15 protein-coding genes are annotated in these 14,752 nt (G+C 61.4%); 9 read left to right on the top strand and 6 right to left on the bottom strand.

Going from position 1 to position 14,752, the window contains the following annotated elements:
• Positions 1-48: 48 nt before the first annotated feature.
• From AC1D19_RS18845 to AC1D19_RS18835, 3 genes are all read right to left on the bottom strand, one after another.
• The gene (locus AC1D19_RS18845; RefSeq protein ID WP_477764094.1) at positions 49-855 is read right to left on the bottom strand and encodes a sulfite exporter TauE/SafE family protein; all 807 of its coding nucleotides are present in this window, start codon (positions 853-855) and stop codon (positions 49-51) included.
• 9 nt (positions 856-864) lie between these two features.
• Positions 865-1,062 (bottom strand): hypothetical protein, encoded by a 198-nt coding sequence (locus AC1D19_RS18840; RefSeq protein ID WP_477764108.1) that lies wholly within the window; start codon positions 1,060-1,062, stop codon positions 865-867.
• 190 nt (positions 1,063-1,252) lie between these two features.
• Positions 1,253-1,594, bottom strand: a complete 342-nt coding sequence (locus AC1D19_RS18835) for an ArsR/SmtB family transcription factor (protein WP_477764093.1) — start codon at positions 1,592-1,594, stop codon at positions 1,253-1,255.
• 103 nt (positions 1,595-1,697) lie between these two features.
• Between AC1D19_RS18835 and AC1D19_RS18830 the strand changes: the two genes are divergently transcribed.
• A complete protein-coding gene (locus tag AC1D19_RS18830) occupies positions 1,698-2,561 on the top strand; it encodes an MBL fold metallo-hydrolase (RefSeq protein ID WP_477764092.1) in 864 nt (287 codons plus the stop codon).
• Between the two features lie 112 nt (positions 2,562-2,673).
• Here AC1D19_RS18830 and bkdR read toward each other — a convergent pair whose 3' ends face one another.
• Complete coding sequence (bkdR, locus tag AC1D19_RS18825) at positions 2,674-3,162, bottom strand: Bkd operon transcriptional regulator BkdR (protein ID WP_007976593.1); 489 nt, start codon at positions 3,160-3,162, stop codon at positions 2,674-2,676.
• A gap of 185 nt (positions 3,163-3,347) precedes the next feature.
• On the opposite strand from bkdR, the gene AC1D19_RS18820 reads away from it, so the two are divergent.
• The 5 genes from AC1D19_RS18820 (at position 3,348) to AC1D19_RS18800 (ending at position 9,565) form a co-directional block, all read left to right on the top strand.
• Positions 3,348-4,583 carry a thiamine pyrophosphate-dependent enzyme gene (locus AC1D19_RS18820; protein ID WP_477764091.1) on the top strand — a complete coding sequence of 412 codons (1,236 nt, stop codon included), beginning with the start codon at positions 3,348-3,350 and terminating at the stop codon, positions 4,581-4,583.
• Between the two features lies 1 nt (position 4,584).
• Entirely contained in the window at positions 4,585-5,643 is a 1,059-nt protein-coding gene (locus AC1D19_RS18815) for an alpha-ketoacid dehydrogenase subunit beta (protein ID WP_477764090.1), read from the top strand.
• Positions 5,644-6,918, top strand: a complete 1,275-nt coding sequence (locus tag AC1D19_RS18810) for a dihydrolipoamide acetyltransferase family protein (protein WP_477764089.1) — start codon at positions 5,644-5,646, stop codon at positions 6,916-6,918.
• A 3-nt stretch (positions 6,919-6,921) separates the two neighbouring features.
• Positions 6,922-8,304, top strand: a complete 1,383-nt coding sequence (gene lpdA / locus AC1D19_RS18805) for a dihydrolipoyl dehydrogenase (protein ID WP_477764088.1) — start codon at positions 6,922-6,924, stop codon at positions 8,302-8,304.
• Positions 8,305-8,545: 241 nt separating this feature from the next.
• Positions 8,546-9,565 (top strand): branched-chain amino acid aminotransferase, encoded by a 1,020-nt coding sequence (locus tag AC1D19_RS18800; protein ID WP_223455986.1) that lies wholly within the window; start codon positions 8,546-8,548, stop codon positions 9,563-9,565.
• A gap of 53 nt (positions 9,566-9,618) precedes the next feature.
• Here the strand turns inward: AC1D19_RS18800 and AC1D19_RS18795 are convergent, their stop codons facing one another.
• Complete coding sequence (locus AC1D19_RS18795; RefSeq protein ID WP_477764087.1) at positions 9,619-10,389, bottom strand: ArsR/SmtB family transcription factor; 771 nt, start codon at positions 10,387-10,389, stop codon at positions 9,619-9,621.
• 79 nt (positions 10,390-10,468) lie between these two features.
• On the opposite strand from AC1D19_RS18795, the gene AC1D19_RS18790 reads away from it, so the two are divergent.
• Positions 10,469-11,620 carry a cytochrome P450 gene (locus AC1D19_RS18790; protein ID WP_477764086.1) on the top strand — a complete coding sequence of 384 codons (1,152 nt, stop codon included), beginning with the start codon at positions 10,469-10,471 and terminating at the stop codon, positions 11,618-11,620.
• Positions 11,621-11,671: 51 nt separating this feature from the next.
• On the opposite strand, the gene AC1D19_RS18785 is transcribed toward AC1D19_RS18790, so the two are convergent.
• Positions 11,672-12,010 (bottom strand): FKBP-type peptidyl-prolyl cis-trans isomerase, encoded by a 339-nt coding sequence (locus AC1D19_RS18785; RefSeq protein ID WP_477764085.1) that lies wholly within the window; start codon positions 12,008-12,010, stop codon positions 11,672-11,674.
• Positions 12,011-12,183: 173 nt separating this feature from the next.
• Between AC1D19_RS18785 and AC1D19_RS18780 the strand changes: the two genes are divergently transcribed.
• Together AC1D19_RS18780 and tcuC are read left to right on the top strand one after the other, a co-directional pair.
• Positions 12,184-13,257: a diguanylate cyclase domain-containing protein gene (locus AC1D19_RS18780; RefSeq protein ID WP_477764084.1), complete on the top strand. Its 1,074-nt coding sequence runs from the start codon at positions 12,184-12,186 to the stop codon at positions 13,255-13,257.
• Between the two features lie 191 nt (positions 13,258-13,448).
• Positions 13,449-14,741 (top strand): tricarballylate/proton symporter TcuC, encoded by a 1,293-nt coding sequence (gene tcuC, locus AC1D19_RS18775; protein WP_477764083.1) that lies wholly within the window; start codon positions 13,449-13,451, stop codon positions 14,739-14,741.
• The last annotated feature ends 11 nt before the right edge of the window (positions 14,742-14,752 follow it).

Genomic DNA, 14,752 nt, shown 5'->3' with positions numbered 1-14,752 from the left:
GAAGGCGCACTTGAAGCCCCCTTCGCCGGCAAGCCGGGCTTCTATAGGTCAAGCGCTCGTTTTTATCAGCATGTACGCGGCGACCACGAAACAGATGCTGGCGAACCCGACCTGCAACGCCCGCGCCGGTACCTGGGCGCAGAGCTTGCGGCCAACGATCATGCCGGCAATGCTGGCGCCGATGAAGGTGGCGCCGACGCTGTCGATGCGCACGCCGGCCTGGAAGGCGCCGATCACGCCGATGGCGGAAATCAGGCTGATCACCATCAGCGAGGTGGCAATGATCCCGCGCATCTGCACATCGGTCAGTTGCTTGAAGGCCGGGACGATCAGAAAGCCGCCACCCACCCCCAGCAACCCCGACACCACTCCCGTCACCGCCCCCAGTGCGGCGAGGGTCGCAGTGCATTTGGCGGTCCAGGAAAAACGCCCGGTCTGTTGATCGAGCATGCAGTTCTTCTGGCCCCAGTTGGCCTGACCGTGATCGCTGGGGCCCTCTTCCTTGCGCTCGCGGCGCAACATCCGCCCGGCCACCACGACCATCAGCAGGCTGAACAGGATCATCAGGATTTTTTCCGGCAACTGATGGGCAAAGTAGATGCCCACCGGCGAAAACACCGCACCCAGCGCGGCGATCAGCAGCGCCGCGCGATACCGCACCAGGCCATGGCGCAAACCGTCGATGGCGCCGACCGCTGCCGCACTGCCCACCGCGAACAACGCCACCGGAGCGGCCTGGGTCATGCTCCAGCCCAACCCCAACACCAGGGCCGGGACCGCAAGGATACCGCCACCGGCGCCAGTCAAGCCGAGCACCAACCCCATCACTACGCCAAACAGACTTGCCAGCAACATAGGGAGTTCTCAGTCGACCCTGGACACATGTGTCAGCCACTCGCGGCCCTTGAGCATACCGTTCCAGTAGAACCACGGCAGCAGTGTCGCCTTCAGCTTGAGCAGGCTGGCGACAAAGCCGATGCCCGCCGTGCCGCCGCCGCCGCCGCCGCCGCCGATGAGCACGATATCTGCACTGATGGATGGGCCCCAGTGTTGATCGTTCATTGCTTGTTCCTTTTGCTGCACGCAAGTTTTCTTCCAGCCGCAATACAAAATTACTGTAGGAGCGAGCTTGCTCCGGGCGGCGTTCCGACGATGGTCGCTAACGATTACGCGTGTTATCTGTATAAACGCGGTGCCATTACGTCCATCGCGAGCAGGCTCGCTCCCACAGGTTCTGAGTGTTGGCTTGCATTCAGGGTTGAACCCAGCTTTTGAGCAACGCCCCGCAATACAGCCCGGAGAGGGTTTTCATCACCTGGATCACTTCGTGACTGGCAAGACCATAAAAAATGTACTTGCCTTCACGACGGGTCGCGACCAATCCCTCATCGCGCAGGATGCCCAACTGCTGGGACAGAGTCGGTTGGCGCACGCCGGTCATTTTCTCCAGCTCGCCTACGTTGCGCTCACCCTGGGTGAGCTGGCACAGGATCAACAGGCGATCTTCATTGGCCAGGGCCTTGAGCAGCGCACACGCCTTGGAGGCCGAGGCGCGCAGTTGGGCGACTTCACATTCGGTCAGACTGGATTGCATTTGCAGGATGCCTTCAATGTCACTTAAGCTGCGAACATTATGTTTTTACATAAAGTGTTGCAACCCATGACTGACTTTTCTACCCCTGCACAGGTTCGTGTCCATGCCCGCGTTGATTGAAGCATTCCTCGACCCCGCCTCCTCGACCTACAGCTACGTGGTCTACGAGGCGGATGGCGGGCAGTGTGCGATTGTCGACCCTGTGCTCGACTACGACGGTGCCGCCGGGCGCACCGCGACCACCCAGGCTGACAAAATCATCGCGTTCGTCCGCGCCCATCACTTGCAAGTGCAATGGCTGCTGGAAACCCACGCCCACGCCGATCACTTGTCCGCTGCGCCGTATCTGCGCGGGGAGTTGGGCGGCAAGATCGCCATTGGCGAGTCGATCAGCAAGGTGCAGGACGTGTTCAAGGCGCTGTTCAATCTGGAGCCCGCCTTTCGCGTCGACGGCTCCCAATTCGATCACCTGTTCGCCCCCGACGAATCGTTCATGATTGGCAATCTCAAGGCGACCGCCCTGCACGTGCCCGGTCATACCCCGGCGGACATGGCCTACCTGATCGGCAACGAGGTGATCCTGGTCGGCGACACGCTGTTCATGCCGGACGTGGGCACCGCGCGCTGCGACTTTCCCGGCGGCAATGCCAACCAGATGTACGCCTCGATCCACAAGCTGCTGGCCTTCCCCGCCAGCGTGCGCCTGTACATCTGCCACGATTATCCGCCCGAGGGCCGCTCCTCCCAATGCATGACTACCGTGGGTGAACAGCGCAAAAGCAATATTCACGTACGCGATGGCATCGACGAAAACGCCTTCGTGGAAATGCGCACCCGGCGCGATGCGGGATTGGGGATGCCGACACTGTTGCTGCCGGCGATCCAGGTGAATGTGCGGGCGGGGAATTTGCCGCCGGCCGAAGACAACGGCGTGACCTACCTGAAAATCCCCCTGAACAAACTCTAACCCTGTAGGAGCTGCCGAAGGCTGCGATCTTTTGATCTTCAGCGATCCAACTGTCGCCAGAATCAAAAGATCGCAGCCTTCGGCAGCTCCTACAAAGCGCGATCCTTGATTTTCAGTTACCCAACGTCAGCCCATTCGCCGGCAACGGCAGCGCGGTCTTATAGCGCACCTGCTTGAGCGCAAAGCTCGAGCGGATGTTCGCCACCCCCGGCACCTTGGTCAGAAAGTCCATCATGAAGCGCTCCAGCGACTGGATGGTCGGCACCAGCACCCGGATCAGATAGTCCGGGTCGCCGGCCATCAGGTAGCACTCCATCACCTCGGGGCGATCGGAAATCGCCTCTTCGAAATGCTGCAGCGCCTCCTCCACCTGCTTCTCCAGGCTGACGTGAATGAACACGTTCACGTGCAGCCCCAGCAGGTCGGCATCCAGCAGCGTCACTTGCTCGCGAATCACCCCCAGTTCTTCCATGGCCTTGACCCGGTTGAAACATGGCGTCGGCGACAGGTTCACCGAACGCGCGAGGTCGGCGTTGGTGATGCGTGCGTTCTCCTGAAGGCTGTTGAGAATGCCGATATCGGTACGGTCCAGTTTGCGCATGAGATAAAACCACCTGTTTTTTATGTTTATGCAGGTTTTTTATCTTCAAATGATCTTTAACGCAACGAAACAGAGAGAAATATTCTTCTTGGCCGGGCCTATGATTGTTGTAGGACAAGATTTCTTCTACCGAACGAAATCTGTCAGCTCACTACAAGAAATTCACAAGATCGAGCGTAGAAGCCATGACCCAAGCGTATGAACCGCTGCGTCTGCACGTCCCCGAACCCTCGGGCCGTCCAGGATGCAAAACCGACTTCTCCTACCTGCATCTGACCGATGCCGGCACGGTGCGCAAACCCCCAATCGACGTTGAACCGGCTGACACGGCGGATCTGGCCCGTGGCCTGATCCGCGTGCTCGACGACCAGGGCAATGCCCTCGGTCCATGGGCTGAAAACGTGCCGGTAGAGATCCTGCGCAAGGGCATGCGCGCCATGCTCAAGACGCGGATCTACGACAACCGCATGGTGGTTGCCCAGCGTCAGAAAAAAATGTCGTTCTACATGCAGAGCCTTGGCGAAGAAGCCATCGGCAGCGCCCAGGCCCTGGCCCTGAACATCGACGACATGTGCTTCCCGACCTACCGCCAGCAAAGCATCCTGATGGCCCGCGACGTACCGCTGGTCGACCTGATCTGCCAACTGTTGTCCAACGAGCGCGATCCGCTCAAGGGACGTCAGTTGCCAATCATGTACTCGGTCAAGGAGTCCGGTTTCTTCACCATCTCCGGCAACCTCGCCACCCAGTTCGTGCAAGCCGTGGGCTGGGGCATGGCCTCGGCGATCAAGGGCGACACCAAAATCGCTTCGGCGTGGATCGGCGACGGCGCCACCGCCGAGTCGGACTTCCACACTGCCCTGACGTTCGCCCACGTGTACCGCGCGCCGGTGATCCTCAACGTGGTCAACAACCAGTGGGCGATCTCCACCTTCCAGGCGATTGCCGGTGGTGAAGCCACCACCTTCGCCGGTCGTGGCGTCGGTTGCGGCATTGCCTCCCTGCGGGTCGATGGCAACGATTTCTACGCGGTCTACGCCGCCTCTGCCTGGGCCGCCGAACGCGCCCGCCGCGGCCTCGGTCCTACCATGATCGAATGGGTCACCTACCGCGCCGGTCCGCACTCGACCTCCGATGATCCGTCCAAATACCGTCCCGCCGATGACTGGAGCCACTTCCCGTTGGGCGATCCGATTGCGCGCCTCAAGCAGCACCTGATCAAGACCGGTCACTGGTCCGAAGAGGAACACACCGCGGTCAGCGCCGAACTGGAAGCCCAAGTGATCGCCGCGCAGAAAGAAGCCGAGCAGTACGGCACCCTCGCCGGCGGCCAGATTCCGAGCGCCGCGACCATGTTCGAAGACGTCTACAAAGAGATGCCGGAGCACTTGAAGCGCCAGCGTCAAGAGTTGGGGATCTGACATGAACGATCACAACAACAATATCGAGCTGGAAACCGCCATGACCACGACCACCATGACCATGATCCAGGCCCTGCGCTCGGCCATGGATGTGATGCTTGAACGTGACGACAACGTCGTGGTCTTCGGCCAGGACGTGGGCTACTTCGGCGGCGTGTTCCGCTGCACCGAAGGCCTGCAAGCCAAGTACGGCACCTCCCGGGTGTTCGACGCGCCGATCTCTGAAAGCGGTATCGTCGGCACCGCCGTGGGCATGGGCGCCTACGGCCTGCGCCCGGTGGTGGAGATCCAGTTCGCCGACTACGTGTACCCGGCCTACGATCAGATCATTTCCGAAGCCGCGCGCCTGCGTTATCGCTCGGCTGGCGAATTCACCGCGCCGATGACCCTGCGCATGCCCTGTGGCGGCGGCATCTACGGCGGCCAGACCCACAGCCAGAGCATCGAGGCACTCTTCACTCAGGTATGCGGTCTGCGCACCGTCATGCCGTCCAACCCCTACGACGCCAAAGGCCTGCTGATTGCCTCCATCGAAAACGATGACCCGGTGATCTTCCTGGAGCCGAAACGACTGTACAACGGTCCTTTCGACGGCCACCACGACCGCCCGGTAACCCCGTGGTCGAAACACCCCGCCGCACAGGTTCCGGACGGTTACTACACCGTACCGCTGGACGTTGCCGCTATCGCCCGTCCGGGCAAGGACGTCACCGTACTGACCTACGGCACCACCGTCTACGTGTCGCAAGTGGCCGCTGAAGAAAGCGGCGTGGATGCCGAAGTCATCGACCTGCGCAGCCTGTGGCCGCTGGACCTCGAAACCATCACCAAATCGGTGAAGAAAACCGGGCGCTGCGTGATCGTTCACGAAGCCACCCGCACTTGCGGCTTCGGCGCCGAACTGACAGCGCTGGTGCAAGAGCACTGCTTCCACCACCTGGAAGCGCCGATCGAACGCGTCACCGGTTGGGATACCCCTTACCCGCACGCGCAAGAGTGGGCGTATTTCCCAGGGCCGTCCCGAGTGGGCGCGGCGTTGAAACGGGTCATGGAGGTCTGAATGGGCACGCACGTCATTAAAATGCCGGACATTGGTGAAGGCATTGCAGAAGTTGAATTGTCGGTATGGCACGTCAAGGTCGGCGACATGGTCGTCGAAGATCAGGTACTGGCCGATGTCATGACCGATAAGGCGATGGTCGATATCCCGTCGCCGGTGCATGGCAAGGTCATTGCCCTCGGTGGCCAGCCGGGTGAAGTCATGGCGGTCGGCAGCGTGCTGATCAGCATTGAAGTCGAAGGCGCGGGCAACGTTAAGGAGTCGGCGCAACCGGCTCCCGTTAAAGAAGCCCCGGTGGCCGCAGCTAAAGTAGAAGCCGTGGTTGAAAGCAAACCGGTCGCTGCCCCAGCGCCGAAAGCCGCCGTTTGCCAGGGCCCGATGGTCGCTCGCGAAGCCGATGAGCGTCCGCTGGCCTCCCCGGCCGTGCGCAAGCATGCGCTGGACCTCGGTATTCAGCTACGTCTGGTCCGAGGCACCGGCCCTGCCGGCCGCGTACTGCACGAAGATCTCGACGCCTACCTGGCTCAGGGTCAGTCGACCGCCTCGGCACCGGTGGCGGCTGCTTACGCCCAACGTACCGATGAACAGCAGATCCCGGTGATCGGCATGCGCCGCAAGATCGCCCAGCGCATGCAGGACGCCACCCAGCGTGCCGCCCACTTCAGTTATGTCGAAGAAATCGACGTCACGGCTGTGGAAGAGTTGCGCGCGCACCTCAACGAAAAACACGGCGCCACCCGCGGCAAGCTGACCTTGCTGCCATTCCTGGTCCGCGCCATGGTCGTCGCCCTGCGCGACTTCCCGCAGATGAACGCCCGTTACGACGACGAAGCCCAGGTCATTACCCGCCTCGGCGCGGTACATGTCGGCGTCGCGACCCAGAGCGATGTCGGCCTGATGGTGCCGGTGGTGCGTCACGCCGAAGCCCGCAGCCTGTGGGACAGCGCAGCGGAAATCGCTCGCCTGGCCAACGCCGCACGCAACGGCAAGGCCAGCCGCGACGAGTTGTCCGGTTCGACCATCACCCTGACCAGCCTTGGCGCCTTGGGCGGCATCGTCAGCACGCCGGTGCTGAACCTGCCGGAAGTGGCGATTGTCGGCGTGAACAAGATCGTCGAACGGCCAATGGTGATCAAAGGCCAGATCGTGATCCGCAAGATGATGAACCTCTCCAGCTCCTTCGATCACCGCGTGGTCGATGGCATGGACGCGGCGCTCTTCATCCAGGCCATTCGCGGCTTGCTCGAACAACCCGCCACTCTGTTTGTGGAGTAACGAATGCAGACTTTGAACACCACGCTGCTGATCATCGGCGGCGGCCCCGGCGGTTACGTAACAGCGATCCGTGCCGGCCAGCTGGGCATTCCGACCATTCTGGTGGAAGGCCAATCCCTGGGCGGCACCTGCCTGAACATCGGCTGCATTCCGTCCAAGGCACTGATTCATGTTGCCGAGCAGTTCCACCAGACCCGGCACCACAACCAGCACTCGGCGCTGGGCATCAGCGTCTCGGCGCCGACCCTGGATATCACCAAGAGCGTCGAGTGGAAGGACGGCATCGTCGATCGCCTGACCACTGGCGTTGCGGCGCTGCTGAAAAAGAACAAGGTCCAGGTTGTTCAAGGCTGGGCCAAGGTCATCGACGGCAAGACCGTTGAAGTCGGCGACACGCGTATCCAGTGCGAGCACCTGGTGCTGGCCACCGGTTCGAAAAGCGTGAACCTGCCGATGCTGCCGATTGGCGGGCCGATCATCTCGTCCACCGAAGCCCTGGCGCCAACCTCCGTGCCCAAGCGCTTGATCGTGGTCGGCGGCGGTTACATCGGTCTGGAGCTGGGCATTGCCTATCGCAAGCTCGGCGCCGAAGTCAGCGTGGTGGAAGCGCAGGAGCGCATCCTGCCGGCCTACGACGCCGAATTGACTCAACCGGTGCACGACGAACTGAAAAAACTCGGCGTAAAGCTTTACTTGAAACATAGCGTTCAAGGTTTTGATTCTTCTAACAATACCTTGCAAGTACTGGAACCAGGCGGCGAGACCCTGAACCTGGAAACCGATCAGGTGCTGGTGGCCGTCGGTCGCAAGCCGAACACCCAGGGCTGGAACCTCGAAGCGCTGAACCTGGACATGAACGGTTCGTCGATCAAGATCGACCACCGCTGCCAGACCAGCATGCGCAACGTGTATGCCATCGGTGACCTGAGCGGCGAACCGATGCTCGCGCACCGGGCCATGGCCCAGGGCGAGATGGTCGCCGAGCTGATCAGCGGCAAGACCCGCGAGTTCAACCCGACCGCCATCGCCGCCGTGTGCTTCACCGACCCGGAACTGGTGGTAGTCGGCAAGACCCCGGACGAAGCCAAGGCCGCAGGTCTGGACTGCATCGTGTCGAGCTTCCCGTTCGCCGCCAATGGCCGGGCGATGACCCTGGAGTCGAAAAGCGGCTTCGTGCGCGTGGTTGCCCGTCGCGACAATCATGTGATTGTCGGCTGGCAGGCGGTGGGCGTCGGCGTATCGGAGTTGTCCACGGCGTTTGCCCAGAGCCTGGAGATGGGCGCGCGGCTGGAAGACATCGGCGGCACCATCCATGCGCATCCGACGCTGGGTGAGGCGGTGCAGGAAGCGGCGTTGCGGGCGTTGGGGCATGCGTTGCACCTGTAAAGATCAAAAGATCGCAGCCTGCGGCAGCTCCTACAGGTGGCCGCCGATCCCGTAGGAGCTGCCGCAGGCTGCGATCTTTTCGACGATAGACCGGGAAGTCTAATAAGCAGGCTAATAAATCTGCTTCTCCCCCTATCGTCCGGGCTGCGATTTAGCCCAAGAATGAAGTATTGTTGTCCCCATCCAAAAAACGTCAGAAGCCTTGAACCGTTTCGGCGGTTGTTAAGAGATAGAGGGTGTCATGGGTAACGAAAGCATTAATTGGGACAAGCTGGGTTTTGACTACATCAAGACCGACAAGCGCTATCTGTCGTACTTTCGCAATGGCGAGTGGGACAAAGGCACCCTGACCGAAGATAACGTGCTGCACATCAGCGAAGGCTCCACTGCCCTTCACTATGGCCAGCAATGCTTCGAAGGCATGAAGGCCTACCGTTGCAAGGATGGTTCGATCAACCTGTTCCGCCCGGACCAGAACGCCCTGCGCATGCAGCGCAGCTGCGCCCGCCTGCTGATGCCGCAGGTGGACACCGAGCAATTCATCGAAGCCTGTAAAGCAGTGGTCCGCGCCAACGAGCGTTTCATTCCGCCGTACGGCACCGGCGGCGCGCTGTACCTGCGCCCGTTCGTGATCGGTGTGGGTGACAACATCGGCGTGCGTACCGCCCCCGAGTTCATCTTCTCGATCTTCTGCATCCCGGTCGGCGCCTACTTCAAGGGCGGCCTGACCCCGCACAACTTCCTGATCTCCAGCTACGACCGTGCCGCGCCACAAGGCACCGGTGCCGCCAAGGTCGGTGGCAACTACGCCGCCAGCCTGATGCCGGGTTCCCAGGCCAAGAAAGCGCATTTCGCCGACTGCATCTACCTGGATCCGCTGACCCATACCAAGATCGAGGAAGTCGGTTCGGCCAACTTCTTCGGGATCACCCACGACAACAAGTTCGTGACCCCGAACTCGCCATCGGTACTGCCGGGCATCACCCGTCTGTCGCTGATCGAACTGGCCCGGTCCCGCCTGGGTCTGGATGTGGTCGAAGGCGACGTGTTCATCGACAAACTGTCGGACTTCAAGGAAGCCGGCGCTTGCGGCACCGCTGCAGTGATCACGCCAATTGGCGGCATCAACTACAACGACCACCTGCACGTGTTCCACAGCGAAACTGAAGTCGGCCCGATCACCCAGAAGCTCTACAAAGAGCTGACCGGCGTGCAAACCGGCGACATCGAAGCGCCAGCGGGCTGGATCGTCAAGGTTTGATCTGACGCCAGACGCACAAAAGCCCCCCATCGGGTGACCGGTGGGGGGCTTTTTCATGGGCGTAAAAAGATCGCAGCCCCTGTAGGAGCTGCCGCAGGCTGCGATCTTTTGCTCTTCTCCTCAATATCCAACCGCAAATCGACCCCGAACCGCCCCGCTACCTCCTTGCGCCCCAACGCCGTCAACGCCAACGCGCGACTGTCCAGATCCTGGGTCACCCACTTGCGCTTGAGCGCCGTTTGCAGCAACGCCGCACCCAGCGATCCGCCCAGATGCGGCCGACGCATGCTCCAGTCCAGGCACGGGCAGGCGAAGCGGCGGCGCAAGGTGCTCAAGTCCTGTACCTCGATCCCAAGCCCCTGAAACATTGCCGAACCACTGTCACTCAAGCGATAGGCCTGTTCGTCGGTTTCCTCGAGCCAGCCCGCCTCGAGCATCCGGTCATGCATCAGCACGGCCAGGGTGCCCGCCATGTGGTCGTAGCAGGTGCGGGCAAACTGCAGGCGATCCGGGGTCCGCGAGTTGAAGCCCGGCGCAGTGTTCTGGCCGATCACCATCAGCGCCTCCAAGGCCTGGGCCACGCGTTTGTCCGCCAGGCTGTAATAGCGGTGACGTCCCTGAACGTGCAGCCGCACCAGCGCCAGCTCCTTGAGTTTGGCCAGGTGGGCACTGGCGGTCGACGCGCTGACTTCGGCCACCGTCGCCAGTTCGGTGCTGGTGCGGGCGTGGCCGTCCATCAGCGAACAGAGGATTTTCGTCCGTGCAGGCTCGGCGATGGCTGCCGCTACCTGCGAGACACCGATGTCGTGTTGTTCTGCGCTCATATTTCGCTCCCGGACGAATCAACGCCCTTTCGGACTGGAGATAGTAGCAACACTTTCCAACAACAAAAGGCTGCGCCCCATGGACCCGATCATTGCTGCGACCCATGCCGATCCTTATCCCTACTACGCACGACTGCGTGCCGAAGGTGGGCTGGCTTTTCATCCAGAACTGAACCTGTGGGTGGCCAGCAGCGCCCGGGCGGTGGCCGCCGTGCTGGCGCATCCCGATTGCCACGTTCGACCGGCGCAGGAGCCAGTCCCCAAGGCGATTGCCGACGGCATGGCCGGCCAGGTGTTCGGCCAATTGATGCGCATGAATGAGGGTGAACGCCAGCGTTGCCCACGGTCGGCGATTGAGCCGGGGCTGGAGTTGATCGATGCGCGGGAAGTCGAGGCCCTGGTCAGCGCCCGATTGATGACCGCGGATGCCGCAGGCCTGTACAACGCCATGTTTCGCGGACCGGTGTGCGTGGTGGCGGCGTTGTTGGGATTCACCCCGGCTCAGGGCCGCGCCATCAGCGAGTTGACGGCGGATTTCGTCGCCTGCCTGTCGCCCTTGAGTGACGCGGCGCAATTGACCGCCGCCCACGCTGCCGCCGAACAAATGAGCAGTTACTGTGTCGAGCTTCTGGCCGACCCGGACAACCACAGCCTTCTGCTTGCAGGCATCCGCCAGCGCTTCGCGTCCGGCGCACCGCAAACGCTGATCGCCAACCTGATCGGCCTGTTCTCCCAGACCTTCGACGCCACTGCCGGACTGATCGGCAACGCCGTGCTGGCATTGATTCAACATCCGTCGTTGCGCAGCGAATCAACCCCTGTCGAAGACCTGCTGGCCGAAGTGCAGCGTTTCGACCCGCCGGTACAGAACACCCGCCGCTTCGTCGCCGCCCCCTGCGAGATTGACGGGGTGCAGCTGAAAGCCGCAGACGTGATCCTGGTGCTGCTGGCCTCGGCCAATCGCGACCCGCAGCTCAACGACAACCCCGACGCGTTCCTGCTCGACCGCCCGAACCGGCGCAGCTTCACCTTTGGTGCGGGGCGCCATCAATGTCCGGGGCAACGACTGGCGTTATGCATTGCGGGCGCTACCGTCCAGCAAATTCTGGCGATGAAGACGGCACTGGATCGCCTGACCTGGCATTACCGCCCTTCCTTGAATGGGCGGATTGCGCTGTTCAGTGACCGACCGAAAACCGCTCAAGCAGTGCGGTATTCGACGGTCAGGTGAGACAACTCATGGGCCGGCGCCAGACGTTCGCATTGGCTAGCCAGCTTCAAGTCAATCATCCCGCGTCAGCACTTCCAGCAATTCAATTTCGAAGATCAGGTTCGAATTCGGCGTGATCTTGCCCATGGTGCGTTCGCCATAGGCCAGGTGCGCCGGCACCAGCAACTTGCGCTTACCGCCGACCTGCATGCCCATGATGCCCAAATCCCAGCCCTTGATGACCCGCCCGGTGCCTATCACGCACTGGAAGGGTTTGCCACGGCTGTAGGAAGAGTCGAATTCGGTGCCGTCCTCCAGCCAGCCACGGTACTGGGTGGTGATCAGTGCGCCTTTGATGGCGGTTTTTCCGTCACCCACCTGAAGATCGATTACCTGAAGCTCGTCATTCATTGAATTCACTCGTATGCTCTCTCGCCCTCAAGGGCCTGACGGGCGCCGTTTTCCCAGATTTGCTCTCGATTGGCAACCATTGCCGTCTCCGCGCGCGGCGTTTAAAGCTGTTTACTGAACTAAAATAATCAACAATTACCCGAACGGTTCACCGCCCTGAAGGCCTCCCCCGAATGATCCTGCTCTGGACCAGCGTCATCCTTGGTTCAATGACGCTTACCCTGATCGTCGCGCTGGTCTGGCGCGAACGCTCGCTGCACAAGCAGCTGGCGGAGTATCGCGCGATCATCAACAGCCTGTCCGAAGGCCGGAGCATCCACCAGGATGACGACGCCGAGCGCTTCAAACGCAGCCAGTATTTCGCTCGTATCGGCACCTGGGATTGGGATGTCGACACCGACCGGTTGTACTGGTCAGATGCAATTTTCGGCATGTTCGGCTTCAAGATCGGCGAAGTGATGCCCTCTTACGCCCTGTTCTGCTCCTGCGTGCATCCGGACGACCGGCACAGGGTTCGGGCCGGCGAACTGCGTTGCCTGGAAACCGGCGAAAACCATGACGAGGAGTACCGCGTGGTCTGGCTCGACGGAACGATCCGCTGGCTGCGGGAAACCGGCAACGTGGTCAAGAATGACCACAACGAAACGATCAAGATGATGGGCGTGGTACGCGACATCACCGAAGAAAAGGCCTCGGCCAACTACCTCAAGCACCTGGCCCATTACGACCGGCTGACCGGCCTGCCCAATCGCCTGGTGCTCGAAGAGCGCCTGTCCGAAGCGCTGGAACAGGCACGCGCCGGTGCCACGCGGGTGGCGCTGGTGTTTGTCGACCTCAATGGTTTCAAGGCCATCAACGACCGCTATGGTCATGCGGCGGGCGACCGGGTGCTGGTCACGACCGCCACACGGCTCAAGCGCATTCTGCGTGGCACCGACACCGTCGCCCGGATCGGCGGCGACGAATTCGTGGTCATCCTCCAGGACCTGCCCCAAGGTAAAAGCCTGCAAGACGAAGCGCGCACCATCTGCCAGAAAATCTTCGTCGAACTCTCCCCGCCCGTCACCATCGGCAACGACCAGCGCCACATCGGCACCAGTCTCGGCGTCGCCGTGTTCCCCGATCATGCGCCGAGCATCGACCGCTTGCTGCACATTGCCGACCTGGCGATGTATGAGGCCAAGCGCAGCGGGAACAATCAGTATCGGCTGGGCACCGAGAGCGTAGTGCGGGCACATAGCGAATAGCGTTTCGTCGACGGGTGCCTGTACCGGTAACTGCACGAGCACGTCCACGAATGCATTGATCCACTTCACACATCAATGCATGCCAACTATGCAATTAACATATCGATCCCCCTGCTCCACTATCCGCCCCAATAAGAACCGTGCGCCGCGTCCAGGCAGCGCACGTCATAAAAGCGGTGGAGTATTTATCGATGACAGCCTCAATCCCGCGCGGACGCTCTCGCGCCAGTGCCATTTTCCGGGTCACCTCGGGCAACTTCCTCGAACAGTTCGACTTCTTCCTTTTTGGTTTCTATGCCACGCAAATCGCTGCCGTATTCTTTCCGGCCAGCAGCGAATTCGCCTCGCTGATGATGACCTTCGCAGTGTTCGGCGCAGGCTTTCTGATGCGTCCGTTGGGCGCGGTGGTGCTGGGTGCCTATATCGATGATGTGGGCCGACGCAAAGGGTTGATCGTGACTCTGTCGATCATGGCCAGCGGCACCATCCTGATTGTGCTGGTGCCCGGCTACGAAACCATCGGCTTGTTCGCCCCGGCCCTGGTGCTGATCGGGCGGCTGCTGCAGGGCTTTTCCGCCGGTGCGGAATTGGGCGGCGTGTCGGTGTATCTCGCCGAGATCGCCACACCCGGCCACAAGGGCTTTTTCACCAGTTGGCAGTCGGGCAGCCAGCAAGTGGCGATCATCGTCGCCGCCGCGCTGGGTTACGCCTTGAACCAGTGGATGGCGCCGAACGTGATTGCCGATTGGGGCTGGCGGATTCCGTTCTTCGTCGGCTGCATGATCGTGCCGTTCATCTTCCTGCTGCGCCGCAACCTGGAAGAAACCGAAGAGTTCGCCACCCGTAAACACCGCCCGAGCATGGGTGAAGTGTTCCGCACCCTGGGGCAAAACTGGCTGACCGTGTTCGCTGGCATGATGATGGTCGCCCTGACCACCACCGCGTTCTACCTGATCACGGTGTACGCGCCGACCTTCGGTAAAACCGTGCTGCACCTGAGCACGTCCGATGCGCTGCTGGTGACATTGCTGGTCGGCGTCTCGAACTTCATCTGGCTGCCGATTGGCGGAGCCCTGTCCGACCGAATCGGTCGCCGCCCGGTGTTGATTGTCATGGCTGTGCTGGCCATCGCCACCACCTATCCGATGCTGACCTTTCTGGTCAACGCGCCCAGCTTCATCCACATGCTGCTGGTGTTGCTGTGGCTGTCGTTCATCTACGGCCTGTACAACGGCGCAATGATCCCGGCGCTGACGGAGATCATGCCAGTGGAAGTCCGGGTGGCCGGTTTCTCCCTCGCCTATAGCCTGGCTACGGCCGTGTTCGGCGGGTTCACCCCGGCGATGTCGACCTTGCTGATCCAGTACACCGGCGACAAGGCGGCGCCGGGTTACTGGATGAGCTTTGCAGCCCTGTGCGCGCTGTGCGCGACGCTCATGCTCTATCGACGCGCCTCGAACCATCTGCAACCGGTGGCCTCGTGAACCGGCCCTTT

The organism is Pseudomonas sp. P1_C12 (assembly GCF_056406435.1).
This window is presented reverse-complemented; position numbering and strand designations above follow the sequence as displayed.